Genomic DNA, 20,243 nt, shown 5'->3' on the forward strand with positions numbered 1-20,243 from the left:
CAGGCGGAACACGGAGGCGCTCGCCATGCATGTCGCGGTCTTCAGCAGCAAACCCTATGACGAGCACTTCCTCGGTGCCGCCGCGTCGGGGACGCATGAGTTGGATTTCCTCGAGGCGCGGCTGACGCCGCAGACGGCAGTGTTGGCGCGAGGCGCCGACGCTGTCTGCGCCTTCGTCAACGACCAGGTGAACGCGGCCGTGCTGGCCGAGTTCAAGGCGCTGGGCGTGGGCATCGTCGCGCTGCGGGCGGCGGGGTACAACAATGTCGATCTTGACGCGGCGCAGCGCTGCGGCATCACCATCGCCTATGTGCCGGCCTATTCGCCCGATGCCGTGGCCGAGCATGCGCTGGCCATGATGATGGCCCTGAACCGTAACATCCACCGAGCCTGGCTGCGCGTGCGGGAGGGAAACTTCGCCCTCGAGGGCCTGCTTGGATTCAACATGCGCGGGCGCTGCGTCGGCATCATCGGCACCGGGCGGATCGGTGCGGCGATGGTGCGCATCATGCTGGGGATGGGGTGCAGGGTAATCGCGCATGACCCGGTGCCCGACCCGACGCTGGGCATCGCCTACCTGCCGCTGGACGCGGTGCTGGCGGAGGCCGATATCCTCACGCTGCACTGCCCGCTCACCCCCGCGACGCGGCACCTGATCGATGCCGCGACCATCGCGCGCATGAAGCGCGGGGTGATGCTGATCAACACCAGCCGCGGCGCCATCGTGGATACGGCGGCAGTGATCGCGGGCCTGAAGACCGGCGCCATCGGCCATCTCGGCCTCGACGTCTACGAGGAGGAGGCGGGGCTGTTCTTCGAGGACAAGTCCGACGCGATGATCGGCGACGACGTCTTCGCCCGCCTGCTGACCTTCCCCAACGTGCTGGTCACCGGCCACCAGGGTTTTTTCACCGCCGAGGCGTTGACCGCCATAGCGCAGACCACCATCGCTAACCTTGCGGCCTTCGCCGCGACTGGGCGCGCGGTGCATGAGATCGCCGCACCGTCCGCCGGCTAGTCCGGCGCAGCCAAGAATTCCACGCGCCGGGTTGGCGCCAGCGACGACGCAGATGTCCGCCGCCGAGGCGCCAATCCGGATGCCGCTGTCGCGCAATCCCGCTGCCACGCGCATCAACATCGCCGAGCGCGCGAGCAGCATCGCGGCGTAGTTGTCGATCGCGAAGTTCAACTCGTAGACCACCACGCTGTCGGAGAATTCGCAAGCGTAGGCGAGCGGCAGCGTACCGCGCGACACATCGGGGCTGCCCGACCGGCCCGCACCGGTTTGGTGTGCAGCACGCTTTCGGCCTAGCCTTGGCGCAACCGTCCGGTGATGAGGCGCGTCGAGGAAACCATGTCCCTGTCCATCAAGCGACGCGGCCTGCTGGCCGCATCCCTGGGCGCCGGCCTTGCCGCGCCGACGATCCTGCAGGCGCAGCCGGCCTGGCCACGCGAGCGGCCCATCCAGATCATCGTTCCCTTCCCGCCAGGGGGCGGCACCGACATCAACATCCGCGCCATGGTGAGCCACTTCGAGCGGCACCTGCCCGGCGCGCGGTTCGTCATCGTGAATCGTGGCGGCGCGGGCGGCGAGATCGGCTACACCGCGATGGCGACCGCCGCGCCCGACGGCCTCACGCTCGGCACGGTCATCACGCCGAGCCTGCAGACCATCACCATCGAGCGACAGCCGCGCTACGCCCTGACGGACTTTGCCTACCTCGCCACCATCGTGGAGGATCCTGGCGGCTTTCATGTCGCCCCGAACGGTCCCATCCGCAGCCTCGAAGACCTGGTCGCGCAGGCGAAGGCGCGGCCAGGCGACATCGCCGTCGGCACCGCGGGCATCGGCTCGGATGATCACCTGCTGATGCTGGCGCTGGAGCGTGCGGCGGGCATCAGCCTCAACCACGTGCCCTTCGCCGGCCAGGCGCCGACGGTCACGGCGCTGATCGGCGGCCACATCCAGGTCGCGTCGATGAACATGGGCGAGAGCGTGGCGCTGATCCGCGACGGCTCCGTGCGCGCGGTGGCCGCCGCCGGCCCGCAGCGCTTTGCGATGACGCCGGAGGTGCCGACCTTCCGCGAGGCCGGCTACGCGATCGACACCGGCGTGGTACGCAGCCTGGTTGCCCCCGCCGCCACGCCCGAGCCAATCCGCCGTCGCCTGGAGGCGATGATCGAGGCGACAATGCGGGACCCGGCCTGGATCGCAGAGGCGGAGCGGCTGTTCGTGCCGCTGCACTACCGCGGCCCGGCCGAGACACGGGACCTGGTGCTGCGCGAGGCGGAATCGCTGCGCGACGTCTGGCGCCAGCGCCCCTGGCGCGACGGCTGAGGAGAAGCGTAGTGCGCGTGATCGACCTGTCGACCGCTGTGAAGACCGGCCATTTCCGCTGGAGCGACGTCCAGCGTCGGCTGCTGAAGAGCCACGACACCGGCGCCGGGCAGGGCACCTGGGCGGGGTGGAACCTCCACTCCTTCACGCATATGGACAGCCCCCGCCACGTGGACCCCGAGGGCTTCACCACCGACGCCATTACCCCCGACATGACGGTCGGGCCGGGCGCGGTGATCGACGTCTCCGCCATCCCCGCCAACCAGCCGATCCGCGGCGAGGCGATCGCGGCCGCCGGCGCACATGTGCGGCGCGGCGACTTCGCGCTGATCCGCACGCGCTGGGATGAGCGCGCCAGCATCGACACTCCGGAGTACTGGCTGCACGCGCCGTGGATGACGGCGGAGGGCGCGATCTGGCTCTACGACCAGGGGGTGAAGGCGGTTGGCTTCGACTTCCCGCAGGATCACTGCATCCGCCACTTCCTGACCGGCGAGGCGCGGCCGCCGCTGCCGGAGCACGTCACGCATTTCCACCTGCTCAAGCGCGGCGTGATCATGTTCGAATACTTGTGCAACATGGGTGCGCTGACGCGGCCACGAAACCAGGTGGTCGGCCTGCCCATCAAGATCCCTGACTCCGATGGCGCGCCGGCGCGCGTCATCGCGATTGAGGACGCGCCGTGAGCATCGCCGGACAGGCTGCGCTGGTCACCGGCGGCGGGTCCGGCATCGGCGCCGGGATCGCGCAGCGGCTCGCGCGCGACGGCGCCGAAGTGCTGGTCGCGGACATCAACGCCGCCGCGGCCGAGGCGGTCGCCGCCGGCATCCGCGACGCGGGCGGAACCGCGCAGCCTTTCGCGATGGACGTGGCGGAACCCGATCTGGCGGCGGCCGCAGTCGCCGAGGCTGAGGCGCGTTTCGGGCGGCTGCGCATCGCCGTCTGCAATGCCGGCATCACCGATCGAAAGCCTGTGCTGGAGATGTCCCTGGGTGATTTCGAGCGCGTGCTGCGGGTGAACCTCATCGGCTGCTTCGTGACTGCGCAGGCGGCCGGCCGAGCCATGGCATGCGGCCCGGAAGAGGCGCGTGGCGGCCGCATCGTCACCATCTCCTCCGTCTCTGGTCAGTTCGGCGGCACCGGGAGAGCCGCCTACGGCGCGAGCAAGGGCGGCATCGAGATGCTGACGAAGGTGCTGGCGGCCGAGTTGGCGGAATACGGCATCACGGTGAACGCCGTCGCCCCGGGGCCGACGCAGATTGCGCGCACGGCGCATGGCCCGCGCCAGCGCGCCGCATTCCTCGGCCGCATGGCCATCAAGCGCTACGGCACGCCCGAGGACATCGCCGCAGCCGTCGCTTTCCTGTGCGGTCCCGATTGCGGCTTCATCACCGGGCACATCCTGAACGTCGATGGCGGCTTCGCCTCGAGCGGGGTGCTGTATGATCCGAACGAGGGCGCCTGATCTCGACCGGTCAATTGTGCCGTGACACCTCCGTTTCCTTGCTGGTGATGAATTCCAGCAGCGCGGGTACGCCTGCTTCCGTCTGCGCAATCGCGCGGCGGATGGCGGGAACGATCTCGCTGGGCTCCGTCACCCGCTCGCCATGGCCGCCGAAGGCGCGCGCCATCGCGGCATAGTCGCCCGAGATGTCCGTGCTGCGGTATTTCTCGGTGCTGACCGGCATGACCTTGAGTTCGATCGCCATGGAGAAGTTGTTCAGCAGCACCGACAGGATCGGGATGCGCTCGCGCACGCAGGTCTCGAAGTCCATGCCCGTGAAACCGATGGCCGCGTCGCCCCAAACGTTCATGCAAAGCTTCTCGGGCTTGGCGAGCTCCGCCCCCATCGCGAGGCCCAGCCCGTAGCCGAGCTGCGTCGTCTTGCCCCAGCCGAGGTAGCTCAGCGGCTCGGTCGCGCGCCAGAACGGGCTGAGCTGGTCGCGCGGGCTGCCGGCGTCATGGGTGATGATCGTGTTCTTTATGTCCACCGTGTGCTGCAGGTCCCACAGCACGCGATAGGGGTTGAGCGGTGCGGAACCGGCGGTGAGCTTGCCCATCCATTCGTCCATCCAGGCCTCGTGCCCGGCGGCGATCTCCGCGGCCGTGGCGCTGTAGTCGCGCGGCTGGACCTGGCCGGCGAGTTCTTCGAGCAGCGCGTCCAGCGTCAGGGACGCATCGCCGATCAGCCCGATTTCGGCGCGCAGGTCCTTGTTCAGATGCATCGGGTCGAGCGTGGCGTGGATGTAGCGCGGCCCCTTGGGCATGCGGATGCCGAAATTCGTCTCCGTGAAACTGCACCCGATGCCGAGCACGACGTCGGCGCGGTCAAGGAAGGTCCGCACCGGCCGAGGCATCGCCAGACCGCCCGAGCCGAGCGAGAGCGGATGATCCTCGGGAAAGGACGATTTGCCGCCGAGGCTGGTCGTCACCGGCGCGCCCAACAGCTCCGCCAGCGTGCGCAGCTGCGGCCAGGCCTCGGCCCAATGCACGCCGGTGCCAGCGTAGATGACTGGGTGCCTCGCATTGGCCAGCAGCGCCGCCGCGCGCTTGATCTCGGCCGGGTCCGGCCCGTAGCGCGTTGCCATGACGGGTGTGTAGTCGAGCGGTTCGGGAACCTCCTCGTTCCACATGTCGGTTGGCACCTCGACGATGACCGGTCCGCCGCGGCCATTGCGCAGGCGGGTGAAGGCTCGGCGCATGATGTTGCCGATCTCGGCGGCAATGAAGACGGGCTCGGACGACTTCGAGATGCCCTTCATCGCGATGGTGGAATTGAAGTTCGGGTCGATATGCGCGATGCGCCGCGCATAGCCCATCGGCACCACCAGGATCGGCACGCTCTCGCCATAGGCCTGCGCAACGCCGCCATAGGCGTTCTCGGCACCGGGGCCGTGCTGCATGCAGAGGGCGCCGATCTTGCGCCCCGAGGTGACGCGCGAAATCGCGTCGGCCATATGCAGGCCGATGCGTTCCTGGCGCACCATCACCGGGCGGATGTAGCGCGCGGCGGCGAATTCGATGAGGTGGTTGACCGGATAGCCCGTGAGGATCTCGATCCCCTCGCGCTTCATGATCTCCGCAATGGCGGCGCCGAGTTTCATCCCGCTTTCCTCCTGCTTTTACCCGACTATGCGCGTGGCAGGCAGGAGAGGCCAAGGGGCGGGATCAGGCGCGCGCGGTCAGCCTGCGCGGAAGGCCTCGCACTCGATCTCGACCACCCATTGCGGCGCAGCGAGCGCGGCCACCACGAGCAACGTGCTCGCGGGTGCGGCACCCTGCATCAGCGCCGCGCGGCGCGCGCGCAATTCCCCGATCAGACCAGCGTCCGTGAGGAAAACCGTCATCTTGACGATGTCGTGCGGTCGCATGTCGTGGGCGGCGAGATTGGCGAGCAGATTGGCTAACGCCTGGTCGATCTGTGCACCGGCATCGGCGGGCGTCGTACCCTCCGGCGTCACGCCGACCTGGCCGGACATGACCAGGCGCGTGCCCGGCCCGGTGACCAAAGCCACGTGGCTGTAGGAGGGGGCCGGGGGGTGGACACCCGCCGGGTTCGTGAAGGTCAGGGTCATGGCGCGAGAGTGCGCAAGCACGGCGCCTCCCGCAAGGGCCCAGCGTCAACCATAGCCGGCGTCGCGATCGGCCTGCCGCGCCGCGGCGTCGCGCTCGGCGGGCGGGCCGTGGCCGCCGCCGCCGGGGGTCGCCATCGAAACCGTGTCTCCGTGCCGCAGCACGTATTGCCGCTTCGGGTCCACCCGTTCGCCGTTGATCTCCAGCACGCCCGGTGCGCCGGCCTGCCCACCCTCGATGCCGAAGGCCGCGAAGATGGTGCGCTCGGCGAGGAAGGAGACGGCGATCGGCGTCGGTGAGCGGTTCTCGAACAGGATCTCCTGGCCCAGCCCGCCCCGATGACGGCCATCGCCGCCGCTGCCCTGGCGCAGCCGCTTGTGCCGGATGAGAACCGGCGCGATCTGCTCGCTGATCTCGACCGCGGTGGAGGAGACGTTGGACGGCCAGGACAGGCAGGAGAGCCCATCGCCGCGCGTGTTGCCGCCCATGCCGCCGTTGAAGAAGAACATGTTGGCGTAGGGTTTTCCCCCCTCGCGCTGGCCGGACTGGTTCATGCCCCACATCGGCGACCCGCAGGCGGCCATCACGCGCTCGGGGACCACCTGGCCGAGGCAGCCGAAGACCAGCATCGGCAGATAATGTCCGATCAGCATGCGCGAGCCACCGGAGGCCGGGAATTGCGGGTTCACGATGCATCCCGGTGGCGCGAGCACCGTGATCGGCCGCCACGCACCTTCGTTGTTCGGCAAGGTAGCGGAGGTGCACACCTTGATGCCGTACATCGTCATCGCATAGGTGTAGCAGAGCGCGCAATTGATCGCGCGATCGACCTGGGCGTCGGTGCCGGCGTAGTCCACCGTGATGGCGTCGCCCGCGATGGTCAGCGCCATCTTCAGCGTCACGGGACGGTCGGCCACGCCATCGGTCTGCAACGAGGAATGGTAGGTGCCGTCGGGCAGGGCGCGGATCGCCTCGCGCATTGCCGCATCGCAGCGGCCGTGGATGTCGGCGGCGAGGTCGCGCAGGTGGTCGAGCTTCGCCTGCGCCATCAGGACGAGCAGGCGCTCCTCCATCAAATCCAGGGCGACGACCTGCGCCCAGAGGTCGCCCAGCGTCTGCTCCGGCGTGCGCACATTCTGGCGGATCATCGCGACCAGCGTCTCGTCCACACGGCCGGCATGCATCAGGCGCAGCGGTGGGATCTGCAAGCCCTCCTCGAACACCTCGCGCGGCTCGGGGCTGCGGATCTTGCCGCCGATGTCGGGCGCATGCGCGGTCGACGCGCTGAACGCCACCAGCCTGCCGTCGAGGAAGATCGGCTTGGCGACCGTGATGTCCGGCAGATGCCCCGTGCCGAGCCAGATGTCGTTGGTGATCAGCACGTCGCCGGGCGAGAGCGTCTCCTCGGGGAAGGCGCGCAGGAAATGCTTCACCGTCTCGGGCAGGGTGCCGATGAAGCTCGGGATGCTCTCGGTCGCCTGCACCAGCGACTGGCCGGCGGCGTCGGTGACGATGCAGGAGAAGTCGTAGCTCTCCCGCACCAGGGTGGAGAAGCTGGTGCGCACCAGCGCGGCCGCGGCCTCGTCGACCAGCGAGATCAGGCGGCGCCAGAGCAGTTCGATCTCGACGGCGTCGAAGGTACGGGTCATAGCAGGCGCTCCGCGAGCATGGCACCATCCGGCAACACGGTGATCTGCGCGTTCGGGCCGACGACGAAGGTGCTCTCGTTTTCCTCGAAGATGGCGGGTCCGTGCAGCACGGAGCCGATCGGCAGGGCATAGCGGTCATAGACGGGCGTCTCGACCGCGCCACCCGCGGCTTCGAAATGGACCGGGCGGTGGCCCTTGAGTGGGGCGGTCCCGGCCGCGCCGGTGATGATGAGCGAGCCGCCGGCGCCAGGCATCGGCGCGGTCAGCGCCAGCCGCAACGCCACGAACTGCGCCTGCGCGCCCGGCGGCGTGCGGCCGAAGAGCTGCCTGTAGGCAGCCTCGAAGGCGGCCAGCACGCAGGCCGCATCCATCGCCTCGGGCACGGCGAAGGTGATCTCCGAGCCCTGGCCGACATAGCGCATGTCGGCAAGACGGCGCACGCTCTGCCGCGCGAGATCGGCGCCGGTGTCGCGCACCACGGCGCGCGCATCGGCCTCGAGCGTTTCAAAGATGGCCGCGATGCGAGTCCAATCCGCGGCCGCGAGCACGGTGGTGTAGGAGGCGACGCGATCGACGCGCGCGGCCGCCATCAGCATCCCGATGGTGCTGCCCACCCCCGCACCCGGCGGGCACAGCACGCGGTCGATGCCGAGCTTCTCCGCCACGTTCCAGGCATGCACCGGCGCCGCACCGCCGGTGGCCAGCAGCGCGTAATCTCGCGGCACCCGCCCGCGCTCTGCGATGGCGACGCGCGCGGCCCCGGCCATCGTCTCGTTCACCACGTCATGGATGCCGAAGGCGCTGCGCGAGGCTTCGATCCCCAGCCCCGCCGCCAGCGCGCCGAGGGCGGCCTGCGCCGGCGCCATCGCGATCCGCATCGCGCCGCCCAAGAAGAAATCCGCGTTGAGGTAGCCCAGCGCGAGGTCGGAATCGGTCACCGTGGGTGCCGTGCCGCCGCGCACGTAGCAGACCGGGCCCGGTTCGGCTCCCGCGCTGTCGGGGCCGACCTGCAATGTGCCAAGCCCGGAGGCGCGCGCGATGGAGCCACCGCCGGCGCCGATCTCGATGAGCTCCACCGTCGCGATCTGCACCGGCAGGCCGCTGCCGCGCAGGAAGCGCTTGGTGCGCGCGGCTTCGAAACCCCAGGCGACCAGCGGTTCCCCGTCATCGACCAGCGCGAGCTTCGCCGTGGTGCCGCCCATGTCGAAGGCGAGCACGCGGTCCAGCCCCGCCTTGCGACCGAACCAGGCGCCGGCGAGGGCCCCCGCGGCTGGCCCACTCTCCAGCAGCTGCACCGGCGCGCGCTTGGCCTCGGCGCCATGGGTGAGGCCGCCATTGGACAGCATCAGGAACAGCGCGCCAGGCACGCCGGACGCCTTTAGCGCCGCCTCCAGCCGGTCGAGATAGACCTCCGCGATAGGCCGCACATAGGCGTTGGCGACGGTGGTCGCCATGCGCGGGTATTCGCGGATCTCGGGTGCCACGTCGCAGGAGAGCGAGAGGCTCAGCGCCGGGAAACGCGCCGCGATCGCTGCGGCCGCCGCACGCTCATGGGCGGGGTTCGCATAGGCGTGCAGGAAGCAGATGGCGAGGCTGGTGACGCCCGCCTCCACCAGCGCCGCGGCCTCGGCCAGCACCGCCTCGATATCCAGCGGTATCTCCACGCTGCCATCGGCGTTCAGCCGTTCGGGCACCTCGCGCCGCCAGGGGCGCGGGACCAGCGGCTTGGGCATTTCCAGGAACAGGTCGTAGAGCTCGTATTTCCGCTCGCGCCCGATCTCGAGAATGTCGCGGAAACCGGCCGTGGTGATGAGACCCGTCGCCGCACCTTTCCGCTCGATCAGCGCATTGGTGAACAGCGTCGTCGCGTGCACCACGCGCCCGATCTCGGCGGCGGCGATCCCGCTTGCATCGAGCAGCCGCGCAAGCCCGCCCATCGCACCGCGCGAGGGGTCATCGGGCGTGGTGCTTTCCTTCCAGATCGCGGTGCGGCCGGTCTCCGGGTCCAGCAGCACCAGGTCGGTGAAGGTGCCGCCGATGTCGATACCGAGCGAATAGCGCGCCATGAAAAATCCTGATTACCCGTCGGAGCGGATGTTGCCGGCGATGGCGACAGCGCGCCAGCGCTCGCGGTCGCGCCGGATGCGCGCGACGAAGGCAGGCCCGCTTTCGATCATCGGTTCCAGCCCACGCTCGCGCAGGGTGCGCGCCGTTTGCGCATCGGCCAGGGCGAGGGCGAACAGCTCGGCGAGGCCGGCGCGGATGTCGTCGGGCAGGTTGGCCGGCCCGGCCACACCGAACCAGTTGTTGATGTCGAGGGCGGGATACTGCACGGCGAAGGGCAGCAGGTTGGGCAGCATCGCGACCGGCGTCGCCGAGGTGATGCCCAGCGCCTTCACCTCGCCCGCGCGGATCAGCTGCGCGACCTCGGCGACATTGGCCATGAAGATATCGACGCGCCGTGCCGCGACATCCATCACCGCCGGCGCGCCGCCGCGATAGGCGACATGGGTCATCTCGACCCCCAGCTCATGCAGCAGATGCGCCGCGGCGAGCTGATTGGTCGAGCCATTGCCGGCCGAGGCGAAGGTGCCGGCGCCATTCTGCGCGCGCGCGTAGCGGGCCAGCCCCTCGAGGTCCGAGAAGGGTGCGTCGAGCCGCGCGATCAGCGCCATCGGCGTGCCGGCGAGTGCCGCGACCGGGGTGAGGTCGCGGTCCACGTCGATGGGCATGATGCTGCCTGGCAGCACCGGGGACACGCACATCATGCCCATGATGGCACTCGCCAGCGTATAGCCATCGGGTGTGGCGCGGGATGCGGCCTGGGCGGCGATGAAGCCATAGGCGCCGGAGCGCACCTCCTGCACGATGGTCTTGCCGGTGAGGCGCAGCACGCCCTCGGCGACGACGCGGAAGACGATGTCGACGGACCCGCCGGGCGGGTAGCCGTTGAAGATGCGGATGGGTTGCGTCGGGCTCCAGGCCGCGCGGGCATGGCCTGCCGCGAGCAGCAGGGGCACGGCCAGCATGGCGCGGCGGGACAGGCGTGTGGTGCGCATCATCGGACCTCCAGCAGTCACGGATGGCGGCCTCCCGAGGCAACGCTGCCCGAGAGTTGCGGTGTCGTCCATCTGGCTCATTCGGGCTGCACCCCGGCGGCCGCGACCACCGCGGCGTGGCGCGCGATCTCGGAGTCGAGGTAGGCGCGGAATTCGGCAACGCTCATCGGCGACACCACGGCGCCGAGCGCAGTGTGTGCCGCCACCATCTCCGCATCGGCGAGGATGCGGTTGATCTCGCCATGCAGCCGCTCGATGACCGGCGCGGGCGTGGCGGCGGGCGCGAAGACGCCGTTCCACAGACCGGCCTCGAAGCCGGGCAAGGTCTCGGCGAGCGTCGGCAGCTCCGGCAGCAGCGCCGCCCGCGCGAGGCCGGTGGTGGCGATGCCACGGATCTGCCCTGCGCGGATCAGCGGCGCTAGCGTAAACACCGCATCGAAGAGCAGGTCGATCTGGCCCGCGATCAGCCCGGTCCGCGCCTCGGCATAGTTGCGGTAGGGGATGTGCTGCATGGTGACGCCGGCCTCCGCACAGAGCCGCTCCACGGTCAGGTGCAGCGCCGAGCCCGGGCCGGAAGAGGCGTAGTTGAGCGCCCCGGGCCGCGCCCGGGCATGCGCCACGAGCTCCGCCAGCGTCGTGACCGGCAGGCGGTTGGGGACGGCGAGCGCGAAGGGGAAGCTGTCCAGCATCGCGACCGGCGCAAGGTCCGTCATCAGCCGAAAGGGGCGTCGCGGCTGCAGGGTCTCATTGATGGCCTGGTTGGTCGTGCCGATGACCAACGAGTAGCCATCCGGCGCGGATTTCGCCACCGCATCGACGCCGATTGTGCCCGCAAGGCCGGGCCGGTTCTCGACCACCACGCCCTGGCCGAGCGCGCGCGTGAGACGCTCGGCGAGCAGCCGCGCGACCGTGTCAGTCGCACCACCCGGCGAATAGGGCACGATGACGCGCAGCGTACGGCGCGGCCAGGCATCCTGCGCGATGGCCGGAAAGGCCAGGGTGGTCGCGGCGAGACCCAGCACGGCACGACGAGGGGGAAGGGGATTCATCATGGACCTTGCCTAGCAAGCCGCGCGCCGCGTCACGCGAATGGGAGGCGGCGACCCTCCGCTAGGGCGCGCTCGATCACCGCCGCCATCCGCACCAGCCGCAGCCCGTCGGAGCCGGTGCCCAGGCGCGTGCCGCCATCTGCCAGGTCGCGCGCGAAGCCGTCCAACTCGTCGCGGTAGAGGTCGCAGGCGTCCATCCGCTCGCGCACCACGCCCTCGGCATTGGTGATGGTCATCGAGAATTCGCCAGCCCAGCGCAGTGGTCCGGTGCGCAGCATCCCCGCCGTGCCGATCACGACCAGGTCATTGCCTGCATACGGTGCCTCCCGCGAGGCGCGCAGGCTCACCTGCACGTCTCCCTCACTGCGCAGCAGCAGAGTGATGGTGTCCGCGCCCATCCCGCTGCCCGGCGGCGGGGAGGCGAGGCCCGCGACATCGACCAGCGCCTGCCCGATCAGCCGCGGCACCGCGTCGAGCAGGTGCAGCCCGACATCGTAGAGGATGCTGCCACCGCGCGCCGGGTCCTCCCGCCAGGCGGATCGCTCGGCAAGCGGGGCCGCACGCTCGATGGACAATGCCCGGACGGTCCCGATGCGGCCCTCGCGCAACACCTCCGCCACGCGGTCGAGGAATTTTTCGAAGCGCAGGTGCAGGCCGAGGCGCAGCATCACCCCAGCCTGCTCGCAGGCATCGATCATGCGCTGCGCATCGGCCTCGGTCATCGCGAGCGGCTTTTCGCACAGCACCGGCTTGCCCGCGGCCGCGGCGGCGAGCACGGGCGCGAGATGCGCGTCGTTCGGGCTCATCACGAAGACCGCGTCGACCTCCGGGTCCTCGACCAGCGCCTCGACCGTCGCGTGGATGCGCGGGATGTGGTGCGCGGCGCCGAAAGCCTGGCCCTTGGCCGCATCGCGCGTCATGCCGGCCGTGATGCGCGCGAATTGCGAACGTGCCGCCGCGGGCACGATGCCATTGGCTGCAAGCGAGCCGAGCCCCACCAGCCCCCAGCGCAGCGATCGGACATCCATGGCAGCTCTCTCCTCAACGGTGGCGCCACAGCATCGCCGCAGCAGAGGCGCGGTTCAACTCGCGCGGTTTACGCCCCCGCGCGTGACGTGCGAGGCTCGCCTTCGGGAGCATGGCGGGCGGCGAGATGAGGATCATCGACATGGCACCGGGAGACGACCGGCGATGATCGCGCCGCGCCCGCCGATACCCGATGCGCCGTTGCCGTTCTCGGTGCTGACGGGCTTTCTCGGCAGCGGCAAGACCAGCTTTCTCTCGCGCGTGCTGGCGCAGCCGGATTTTTCTGACACCGCCGTCATTATCAATGAGTTCGGCGCCGTGGGGCTGGACCACCTGCTGCTCGACGCGGTCGACCAGGATGTGGTCGAGCTGCCCAATGGCTGCGTCTGCTGTGCCGTGCGCCAGGACCTGGCCGACACGCTCTACATGCTGCTGCGTCGCCACGCGCGGGGCGACCAGCGCTTCCGCCGCATCGTGCTGGAGACGAGCGGCCTCGCGGAGCCATCGCCAATTCTCTACACGCTTTCGGCCGATGCCTTTCTCGAAGCCTCGCTGCGCGTCGATACGGTGGTGACGGCGATCGATGTGGTGCTCGGCCTTGCGACACTCGCGCGGTTTCCCGAAGCCGTGGCGCAGGCCGCGAGCGCGGATCGACTGCTGCTGACCAAGACGGACCTTGCTCCGTTGGCCGAAGACCTCCGCGCGCAACTCGACGCGCTCAATCCCACCGCGACGCTGATCGATGCGCGCGAGACCGATCCCGCGACCGTGCTGTTCGGTGGTGGTGTCATCCGCATCCCGCGCGCCAGGTTTTCGGCGACGGCCGTGCATGCCCATGGCATCGCCGCCTTTACGCTCACGCTGCGCCGGCCAATGACACGGCTCGCCTTCGCCATGGCGCTCGGTCGCCTCGCGCAGGCGCACGGCGAGGATCTGCTGCGGGTGAAGGGCATCGTCGAGTTCGCAGACCGCGCAGGGGGGCCAGCCGCCATCCACGCCGTGCAGCACACGATGTACGAGCCGCGCTGGCTCGATGACTGGCCGGATGCCGACCGCACGAGCCGCATGGTCTTCATCATGCGCAATCTGGCGCCGGCGATCCTGCTCGACGCGTTCGCGGCCGGCGACCCGGCCATCGGCGAAACACTGCAACAGGGAGTGGCGTGATGCTGGATCTGGTGATCACCAATGGGCAATGCGTGCTGCCGAGCGGGCTCGCCGCGGTCGATCTCGGCATCGCGGGCCAGCGCATCGCGGCGATCGGCGCGCCGGGCAGCCTGGCGCAGGCTGCGCGCGTCATCGATGCCAAGGGTGGCCTCGTCATCCCCGGCGGGATCGACCCGCACATCCACGCCTCCTCCGCGATCCGGATGAGTGCCAACGACCCGCCGAAATTCACCGACCCGCCCTCGCAGGTCAGCCGCGCGGCACTCTGGGGCGGCACCACCACGCTGATCGACTTCGTGCAGTGCACGCATGAGCGCTCCATCCAGCAGGCGATCGAGCAGACCGACGCCATCTGGAAGGGCGATTGCTACTGCGACTATGCTTGGCACCTGACGCTGATGGGCGCCATCCCGCCGGTGCAGTTCTCCGAGCTGGCCGAGGCGATGCAGGCCGGCCATGCGAGCATCAAGATGTTCACCACCGACATCCGCATCGGCCAGACCGGGCGGATGGTGCAGCACGGCCATATCTGGGAAGCGCTGAAGGTGGTGGCCAAGGAGGGCGGCATCGCCGCCATCCACGCCGAGGACAATGACATCGTCATGTTCATGTACGAGAAGCTGATCCGCGAGAACCGCGTCGGCTTCGAATTCATGGCCGAGGTCCACAACACGCTGTCCGAGGAACTCGCCTTCAACCGCGTCATTCGCCTCGCCGAAAACGTTGAGGGATGCGCGCTGTACATGGTGCATGTCTCGGCCGCGACGGGCGTTGCCGCGTTGGCCAACTCGCGTGCTCGCGGCTTCCCGATGTACGGTGAAACGCTGCATCAGTACCTGATGTACACCGCCGAGGACTACAAGAAGCCCAACGCGCAGATCTATCACACCTACCCCTCGCTGAAGTATCCCGAGGACCAGAAGAAGCTGTGGGAAGCGACCAACCGCGGCGCGCTGCAGGTCATTGCCACCGATGAGCTGTGCTGCCCCTTACGCATCAAGCTGCAGGGCAGTCGCATCGACGACACGACGGGTGGAAATTCCGGCGTCGAGCCTCGCGTGGGGCTGATGTACACGCAGATGGTCACCAAGCGCGGCTACACGCCGGAGCATTTCGTGGACATGATCTCGACGAACGCGGCCAAGATCATGGGGCTGTATCCGCGAAAGGGCGCGCTCGCTGTTGGCTCCGACGCGGATGTGGTCGTGCTCGAGACCGGCATCGACAAGACCATCCGCGCCGAGGATATGCACGAGACGGACTACACGCCCTGGGAAGGCCACCAGGTCACCGCCTGGCCGCGCGTCACGGTGCTGCGTGGCAAGGTGGTGGTCGAGGACGGCGTGTTTTCCGGCGACCTCAAGCAGGGCGAATTCCTGCCGCGCAAGATCCCCGACGACGTGCGCAGCCGGCCGGCGGTCTAGCCGCAAGCCAGTCTCAGGCTGCGTCGCGCGTTCCCTGCTGGCGGCGGATGGGGTCGAAGACGCGCGCCGGATCGCGCCCGGCCTTGAGGCAATCCTCGGCCGAGGCGGTCGCCTCCGGCTGCTGACCGCGACGCAGGGCCTCGAGGCTCTGGCGCGTCGGCGCGCCGCGGCGAAGCTGTTCGACGACACGTTCGAGATCGGTTGTTGCAGCCATGGGGATCCTCCTTGGTCTTGGGGTCAGTGCGCGAGAAGAGGTACGCTTCCGCGCGGGGCGTTTCCATCCCCCGTGGCGCACGGTGTCGTGGCGGCTTCCCTCCGCGCGCGGGCCGGCGCATCCTGTTTGGCGGACATCCGCAAGGGAGCACACCCCATGACGCTTGAGGAATTCGCCGCGCAGTGCCGCGACGCCATCACCGCCGACCCAGGCCCCGGCGGCCGCGAGAAGATCTGCGGCCTGGTACGCGAGGCGCTGAAGGACCAGGCCTTCATCGCCGCCGCCATCCCGGACGGCACGCCCGAGCGGCACGTCCTGTACGAGGACCCCGATCTCGGCTTCACCATCCTCGCCCACGCCTATGCCGGCGCGAAGCAGAGCCCGCCGCACGATCACGGCCCCTCCTGGGCGATCTACGGCCAGGCCGCCGGCGATACGATGATGACCGATTGGGAATGCGTCGCGCGCCCGACCGAGACCGCGCCGGGCAAGGTCACGCGCCTGCGCGACTACGCGCTGCACCCGGGCGATGCCTATCTCTACGAGGCGGGCGTGCTGCATTCCCCGCGCCGGGACGGGCCGACCCGGCTTCTGCGCATCGAGGGCATGAACATGGACCGGGTGAAGCGCCAGCCCTATGTCGCGGTCGACGCCGCGGCCTAGGTCTCCATCGCCGCGGCGAGGTTCGCCGCGGTGAACGGCATCGCTCGCGGCCGCACGCCGAGGGCGGCATGGATCGCATTGGCGATGGCCGCGACGGTTGGCCCGAAGGCCGGCTCGCCAGCGCCGAGAGGCGGCATCTCGGGCCGGTCGATAAGGGCGACGTCCACCTTGGGCACTTCGGAGAAGCGCAGGATCGGGTAGCTGTCCCAGCTGTCGGATGTGACGCGGCGGCGGTCGAAGCGCACCGCCTCCTTCAGCGCCTGGCTGGTGGCGTGGATGGCGCTGCCTTCGAGCTGGTTGACGGCGCCGTCCGGGTTGACCACCTCACCAAGATCAGCGGCGATCCAGATTCGCGTGGCCCGCACCTCCGCCTCGGCGGCGACCTCGGCCACCACAGCGCACCAGGCACCGAGGTTCTTGTAGCGGGCGACGGCGAGGCCCATGCCGGTGCCCTCAGCCGTCCCGCGCTGCGCCCAGCCTGCCATGTCGGCCGCGCGTTGCAGTACGGCGGCGGCACGCGCGTCATCGAGATGGCGCAGCCGGAAGGCGAGGGGGTCCTCGCCAGCCAGCCCCGCCAGCTCGTCCATCGCCGCCTCGATCGCCCAGACATTCACCGGCGCGCCGAGGCCGCGCATCGCCGAGGTGCGGATCGGCATGTCGGTGATGGTGCGCATGCCGATGTTCAGCTTGCCGATGCGGTAGATCGGCACCGCGTTGCGCTGCGCCCCGCCGCCGCCCTTGACCGGCATGTTGATCGCGAGGGGCACGGCGAAGGGCGGGTCCAGCGTCGATGCCGCGAGCAACGTCGGCAGCGCGCCGCGCCCAGGGCGGGAGGAATGTCCGTTGCTGGTCACGTCCAGCCTGAATTCCGCAATGTTGCCGGCGTCATCCAGCCCCGCCTCGACCTCCACCAGCATGGCCGAGGAGAAAGGCGACCAGCCCAGTTCATCCGCGCGGCTCCACAACACGCGCACGGTGCGTCCGGGGACGCCGCGCGCGGCCAGCGCTGCGTCCAGCGCCACGTCGTCGGCGCCATTGTGGCCGTAGCAGCCGGCCCCCTCGACGTGGCGGACCACCACCGATTCCACTGGGATACGCAACGCCTTCGCGAGATCCAGGCGCAGGTTGTACGGCCCCTGCGTGTGCGACCAGACCTCGACCGCCTCGCCCGTCCAGCACGCCATCGCGCAGGACGGCCCCACCGAGGCATGCGCCACCAGGGGTCGGAAGAAGTCGCGCTTGATGCGACGCGTCGCGGGAGCTTCGCCGCGGTCGTGCTCGGCGACGACACTGCTCTCGCCCGCGGCCTGGCGCAGCCAGGCGGGCATCGCGCCCTCGTCGGGCAGCGTGTCGTGCTCATCCCATTGCGCGAGGCGGGCGAGGCGGGCCAGCGCCTTGTCCGCGACATGCTCAGCTTCGGCGAGGACCGCAAGGAAGCTGCCATCGCGCACCAGCGTGGCACCCTCCGGCAGCGGGCCCGGCGCGACCTCGCGCAAAGTGGCCCCGCGCGAGGGCAGCCGCAGCACGCGCGCATGCAGCAGCCCTGCGGGGTGCATGTCGTGCAGGAAGCGCGGGCGGCCGAACACCTTGTCCGGTAAATCAAGCCGCGCGGTTGAGGTTCCCGCCGTAACGCGCGCCGCCGGCGGCTTGGCGCGCGCGCCCGGCGTCGCCTCGCCATCGAGCAGCCCGCGCTCGGCCAGCGTCCAGTACGAGCCGACCGCACCCTGCGGCCCAACGAAATCCCCATCCTCGACGCGCAGCGCCTCGATCGGCACGCCGCTGCCCTGTGCGGCCACGCCGAGGAAGATCGCGCGCGCCTCGGCGCAGACATGGCGCAGCGCGACACCGCTGTTCTGCACCGATAGACTGCCGGAGGTCACACCCTCGTCGGGGCTGGTCGGCGTGGCGACGGTCTCGATGCGGATGCGCGGGATGGCGACGTCGAGTTCATCGGCGGCGATCTGGGTGAGCGCGGTGAGGATGCCCTGGCCGATCTCGACCTTGCCGGGGCGGATCACCACCGCGCCGTCGGGCGTGAAGCCCAGCCATTGCGACAACCGCGGATTGGCCGCGAGCGAGGCGGGCAGCGTCGCACTCATGCCGGCACTCCTTCGCGGGCGGCGCGTAGCACCGCGCGGATGATGCGGTTGTGGCTGCCGCAGCGGCACAGATGCGGCTCCAGCGCCGCGCGCACCTCTGCCTCGTCCGGGTCCGGCTTCGCCTGCAGCAGCGCCACCGCGCTGATGAGGATGCCGGACAGGCAATACCCGCATTGCCCCGCCTGCTCGGCGAGAAAGGCCGACTGCAACGGGTGCGGCGCGGTTTCCGACCCCAGCCCCTCGACCGTGGTCACGGCGCGGCCCGCGACCGCGGAAAGCGGCAACAGGCACGACGGCACCGAGCGCCCATCCAACAGCACATGGCAGGCGCCGCACGCCTCCACCCCGCAGCCGAAGCGCGGGCCGGAAAGGCCGGCGGCTTCGCGCAGCGCGGCCAGCAGTGGCACATCCTCGGGCAGGTCGAGCGCCGCGGGCGCCCCGTTCAACGTGAAGGCGATCAAGCGAAATCTCCACTCATTGCGGCTGGATGCCGGCGAGGTTGATCCAGACCCGGCGTCGCTCGATATCGGCGCGCAACACGTCGCCGAACGCCTCGGGCGGCATCGGCGCGATCTCGGCGCCCAGGCGCGCGAAGGCATCCTTGATCGCGTCGGTGGCGATGATGCGGTTGATCTCGGCATTCAGCCGCTCGATCACCGCCCGCGGCGTCGCGAACGGAGCGAGCAGCCCGTTGAAGCCCACCTGCTCATAGCCGGGCAGGGTCTCGGCGACTGTGGGCGTATCGGGCATCAGCGTCGAACGCTCGGTGCCGGTCGTGGCCAGCGCGCGCACGCGCCCGGCGCGGATCAGCGGCAGCATCGTCGCGATGCCGTCGAACATCGCCGGCACCTGGCCGCCGACCACCGCATTGCGGGCATCGCCGCTGAGCCGGAAGGGGATGTGCTGCACCTGGATGCCGGCCATGTGGCGGAACACCTCGAACGCGATGTGGTAGGGCGTGCCCGGCCCCGCGGTGGCGTAGTCGAGCTGGCCGGGGCGGGTCTTCGCCCATTCGACCAGCTCGGCCACGGTGGTCACCGGCAGGGCAGGGTTCACCACCAGGACCTGCAGCGTGCGGTTCAGGCTGGCAACGGGGGCCAGGTCGCGCAGCAGCACGTAGGGGCGATTGGGCATCAGCGTCTCGTTTGCGGTGAGCGTCACCGTCAGCATCAGCAGCGTGTGCCCGTCGGGGGTGGATTTGGCCGCCGCATCCGTGCCGATCACCCCGCCGCCCCCGGGACGGTTCTCCACGATGAAAGGCTGGCCGAAGGCGGCCGCGAGCGGTTCCGTCATCAGCCTGGTGAAGGTGTCGGCCCCGCCGCTGGGCGCGAAGGGGATGATGATGCGCACCGGCCGGTTCGGCCAGGCGGGTTGCGCGCGCGGCGCGCTCGAAGCGCCCAGCGCCGCGGCAAGGATCGCGCGGCGTGGCGTGATTAGGCTGGGGCCGACCATGCCGCAGTGTGGCGGGTGAAACAGCCCCGCGGCAAGCGACCGGACTAGCCCAGCTTCGCCTTCACCAGCGCACCGGCCTTGGCCATGTCGAGCGTCGCGGCGTGCTTCGCCCGCAGCACCGCCATGACCTTGCCCATCTCCTTGACCGAGGTGGCCCCGGCCTCGGCAATTGCGGCATCGACGGCGGCGGCCACCGCGCCCTCGTCCATCTGGGCCGGCAGGAAGCCTTCGATCACCACGATCTCGGCGGCCTCCTTGGCCGCGAGCTCCGGGCGGTTGCCCTGGGTGTACATCTCCATGCTCTCGCGGCGCGATTTCACCATGCCGCGCAGCATGGAGATGATCTGCTCCTCGGGGATCTGCTCCACCCCGCTCGGCCGGGCGGCGATGTCGGTGTCCTTCAGCTTCGCCATGATCATGCGGATGGTCGAGGTCTGCGGCGCGTCCTTGGCGATCATGGCGGTCTTAAGGGCGGCGGTGAAACGGCTGCGCAAATCCATGGCGCGGAACTCCCTGGCTCGTACTGGGTC

Annotated in this window: 19 protein-coding genes; 7 read left to right on the forward strand and 12 right to left on the reverse strand. The window is 69.8% G+C overall.

Annotated elements, in window-relative coordinates; all coding sequences use genetic code 11:
- Window positions 1-25 precede the first annotated feature (25 nt).
- The 4 genes from GXW79_RS01155 (at window position 26) to GXW79_RS01170 (ending at window position 3,803) form a co-directional block, all read left to right on the forward strand.
- Window positions 26-1,018, forward strand: coding sequence for a 2-hydroxyacid dehydrogenase (locus tag GXW79_RS01155; RefSeq protein WP_211872369.1), 993 nt, complete (start codon window positions 26-28; stop codon window positions 1,016-1,018).
- A 336-nt stretch (window positions 1,019-1,354) separates the two neighbouring features.
- Complete coding sequence (locus tag GXW79_RS01160; RefSeq protein ID WP_211872370.1) at window positions 1,355-2,338, forward strand: tripartite tricarboxylate transporter substrate binding protein; 984 nt, start codon at window positions 1,355-1,357, stop codon at window positions 2,336-2,338.
- A gap of 11 nt (window positions 2,339-2,349) precedes the next feature.
- The gene (locus tag GXW79_RS01165; protein ID WP_211872371.1) at window positions 2,350-3,024 is read left to right on the forward strand and encodes a cyclase family protein; all 675 of its coding nucleotides are present in this window, start codon (window positions 2,350-2,352) and stop codon (window positions 3,022-3,024) included.
- Window positions 3,021-3,803: an SDR family NAD(P)-dependent oxidoreductase gene (locus tag GXW79_RS01170; protein WP_211872372.1), complete on the forward strand. Its 783-nt coding sequence runs from the start codon at window positions 3,021-3,023 to the stop codon at window positions 3,801-3,803. The genes GXW79_RS01165 and GXW79_RS01170 overlap by 4 nt, the downstream gene beginning before the upstream one ends.
- A 10-nt stretch (window positions 3,804-3,813) precedes the next feature.
- Here GXW79_RS01170 and GXW79_RS01175 read toward each other — a convergent pair whose 3' ends face one another.
- The 7 genes from GXW79_RS01175 to GXW79_RS01205 form a co-directional block, all read right to left on the reverse strand.
- Complete coding sequence (locus GXW79_RS01175; protein WP_211872373.1) at window positions 3,814-5,442, reverse strand: thiamine pyrophosphate-requiring protein; 1,629 nt, start codon at window positions 5,440-5,442, stop codon at window positions 3,814-3,816.
- Window positions 5,443-5,520: 78 nt separating this feature from the next.
- Window positions 5,521-5,913 carry a RidA family protein gene (locus GXW79_RS01180; protein WP_211872374.1) on the reverse strand — a complete coding sequence of 131 codons (393 nt, stop codon included), beginning with the start codon at window positions 5,911-5,913 and terminating at the stop codon, window positions 5,521-5,523.
- 45 nt (window positions 5,914-5,958) lie between these two features.
- Window positions 5,959-7,560 (reverse strand): hydantoinase B/oxoprolinase family protein, encoded by a 1,602-nt coding sequence (locus tag GXW79_RS01185; protein ID WP_211872375.1) that lies wholly within the window; start codon window positions 7,558-7,560, stop codon window positions 5,959-5,961.
- The gene (locus GXW79_RS01190) at window positions 7,557-9,626 is read right to left on the reverse strand and encodes a hydantoinase/oxoprolinase family protein (RefSeq protein WP_211872376.1); all 2,070 of its coding nucleotides are present in this window, start codon (window positions 9,624-9,626) and stop codon (window positions 7,557-7,559) included. The genes GXW79_RS01185 and GXW79_RS01190 overlap by 4 nt, the downstream gene beginning before the upstream one ends.
- Before the next feature lie 12 nt (window positions 9,627-9,638).
- Window positions 9,639-10,622, reverse strand: a complete 984-nt coding sequence (locus GXW79_RS01195; RefSeq protein WP_211872377.1) for a Bug family tripartite tricarboxylate transporter substrate binding protein — start codon at window positions 10,620-10,622, stop codon at window positions 9,639-9,641.
- A 74-nt stretch (window positions 10,623-10,696) separates the two neighbouring features.
- Window positions 10,697-11,671, reverse strand: coding sequence for a tripartite tricarboxylate transporter substrate binding protein (locus GXW79_RS01200; RefSeq protein WP_211872378.1), 975 nt, complete (start codon window positions 11,669-11,671; stop codon window positions 10,697-10,699).
- Window positions 11,672-11,700: 29 nt separating this feature from the next.
- Window positions 11,701-12,696 carry a Gfo/Idh/MocA family protein gene (locus tag GXW79_RS01205; protein WP_211872379.1) on the reverse strand — a complete coding sequence of 332 codons (996 nt, stop codon included), beginning with the start codon at window positions 12,694-12,696 and terminating at the stop codon, window positions 11,701-11,703.
- A 163-nt stretch (window positions 12,697-12,859) separates the two neighbouring features.
- Here GXW79_RS01205 and GXW79_RS01210 point away from each other — a divergent pair, with 163 nt between their 5' ends.
- The gene (locus GXW79_RS01210; protein ID WP_211872380.1) at window positions 12,860-13,861 is read left to right on the forward strand and encodes a CobW family GTP-binding protein; all 1,002 of its coding nucleotides are present in this window, start codon (window positions 12,860-12,862) and stop codon (window positions 13,859-13,861) included.
- Entirely contained in the window at window positions 13,861-15,285 is a 1,425-nt protein-coding gene (locus GXW79_RS01215; protein WP_211872381.1) for an amidohydrolase family protein, read from the forward strand. The genes GXW79_RS01210 and GXW79_RS01215 overlap by 1 nt, the downstream gene beginning before the upstream one ends.
- Window positions 15,286-15,298: 13 nt before the next feature.
- Here GXW79_RS01215 and GXW79_RS01220 read toward each other — a convergent pair whose 3' ends face one another.
- Window positions 15,299-15,499, reverse strand: a complete 201-nt coding sequence (locus tag GXW79_RS01220; RefSeq protein ID WP_211872382.1) for a hypothetical protein — start codon at window positions 15,497-15,499, stop codon at window positions 15,299-15,301.
- Window positions 15,500-15,655: 156 nt separating this feature from the next.
- On the opposite strand from GXW79_RS01220, the gene GXW79_RS01225 reads away from it, so the two are divergent.
- On the forward strand, window positions 15,656-16,162 hold the full coding sequence (locus GXW79_RS01225) for a cupin domain-containing protein (protein WP_211872383.1): 507 nt from the start codon (window positions 15,656-15,658) through the stop codon (window positions 16,160-16,162).
- Here the strand turns inward: GXW79_RS01225 and GXW79_RS01230 are convergent.
- The 4 genes from GXW79_RS01230 to GXW79_RS01240 are packed head-to-tail and all read right to left on the reverse strand — an operon-like array spanning window position 16,159 to window position 20,213.
- Entirely contained in the window at window positions 16,159-18,261 is a 2,103-nt protein-coding gene (locus tag GXW79_RS01230; protein ID WP_211872384.1) for a molybdopterin cofactor-binding domain-containing protein, read from the reverse strand. The genes GXW79_RS01225 and GXW79_RS01230 overlap by 4 nt on opposite strands.
- Window positions 18,258-18,722 (reverse strand): (2Fe-2S)-binding protein, encoded by a 465-nt coding sequence (locus GXW79_RS01235; protein WP_246503598.1) that lies wholly within the window; start codon window positions 18,720-18,722, stop codon window positions 18,258-18,260. The genes GXW79_RS01230 and GXW79_RS01235 overlap by 4 nt, the downstream gene beginning before the upstream one ends.
- A 13-nt stretch (window positions 18,723-18,735) precedes the next feature.
- On the reverse strand, window positions 18,736-19,713 hold the full coding sequence (locus GXW79_RS21325; protein WP_246503599.1) for a Bug family tripartite tricarboxylate transporter substrate binding protein: 978 nt from the start codon (window positions 19,711-19,713) through the stop codon (window positions 18,736-18,738).
- 44 nt (window positions 19,714-19,757) lie between these two features.
- Window positions 19,758-20,213 carry a GatB/YqeY domain-containing protein gene (locus GXW79_RS01240; RefSeq protein WP_211872386.1) on the reverse strand — a complete coding sequence of 152 codons (456 nt, stop codon included), beginning with the start codon at window positions 20,211-20,213 and terminating at the stop codon, window positions 19,758-19,760.
- Window positions 20,214-20,243 lie beyond the last annotated feature (30 nt).

The sequence above is a fragment of the Plastoroseomonas arctica genome (genome assembly GCF_018128965.1).
GTDB lineage: Bacteria > Pseudomonadota > Alphaproteobacteria > Acetobacterales > Acetobacteraceae > Plastoroseomonas > Plastoroseomonas arctica.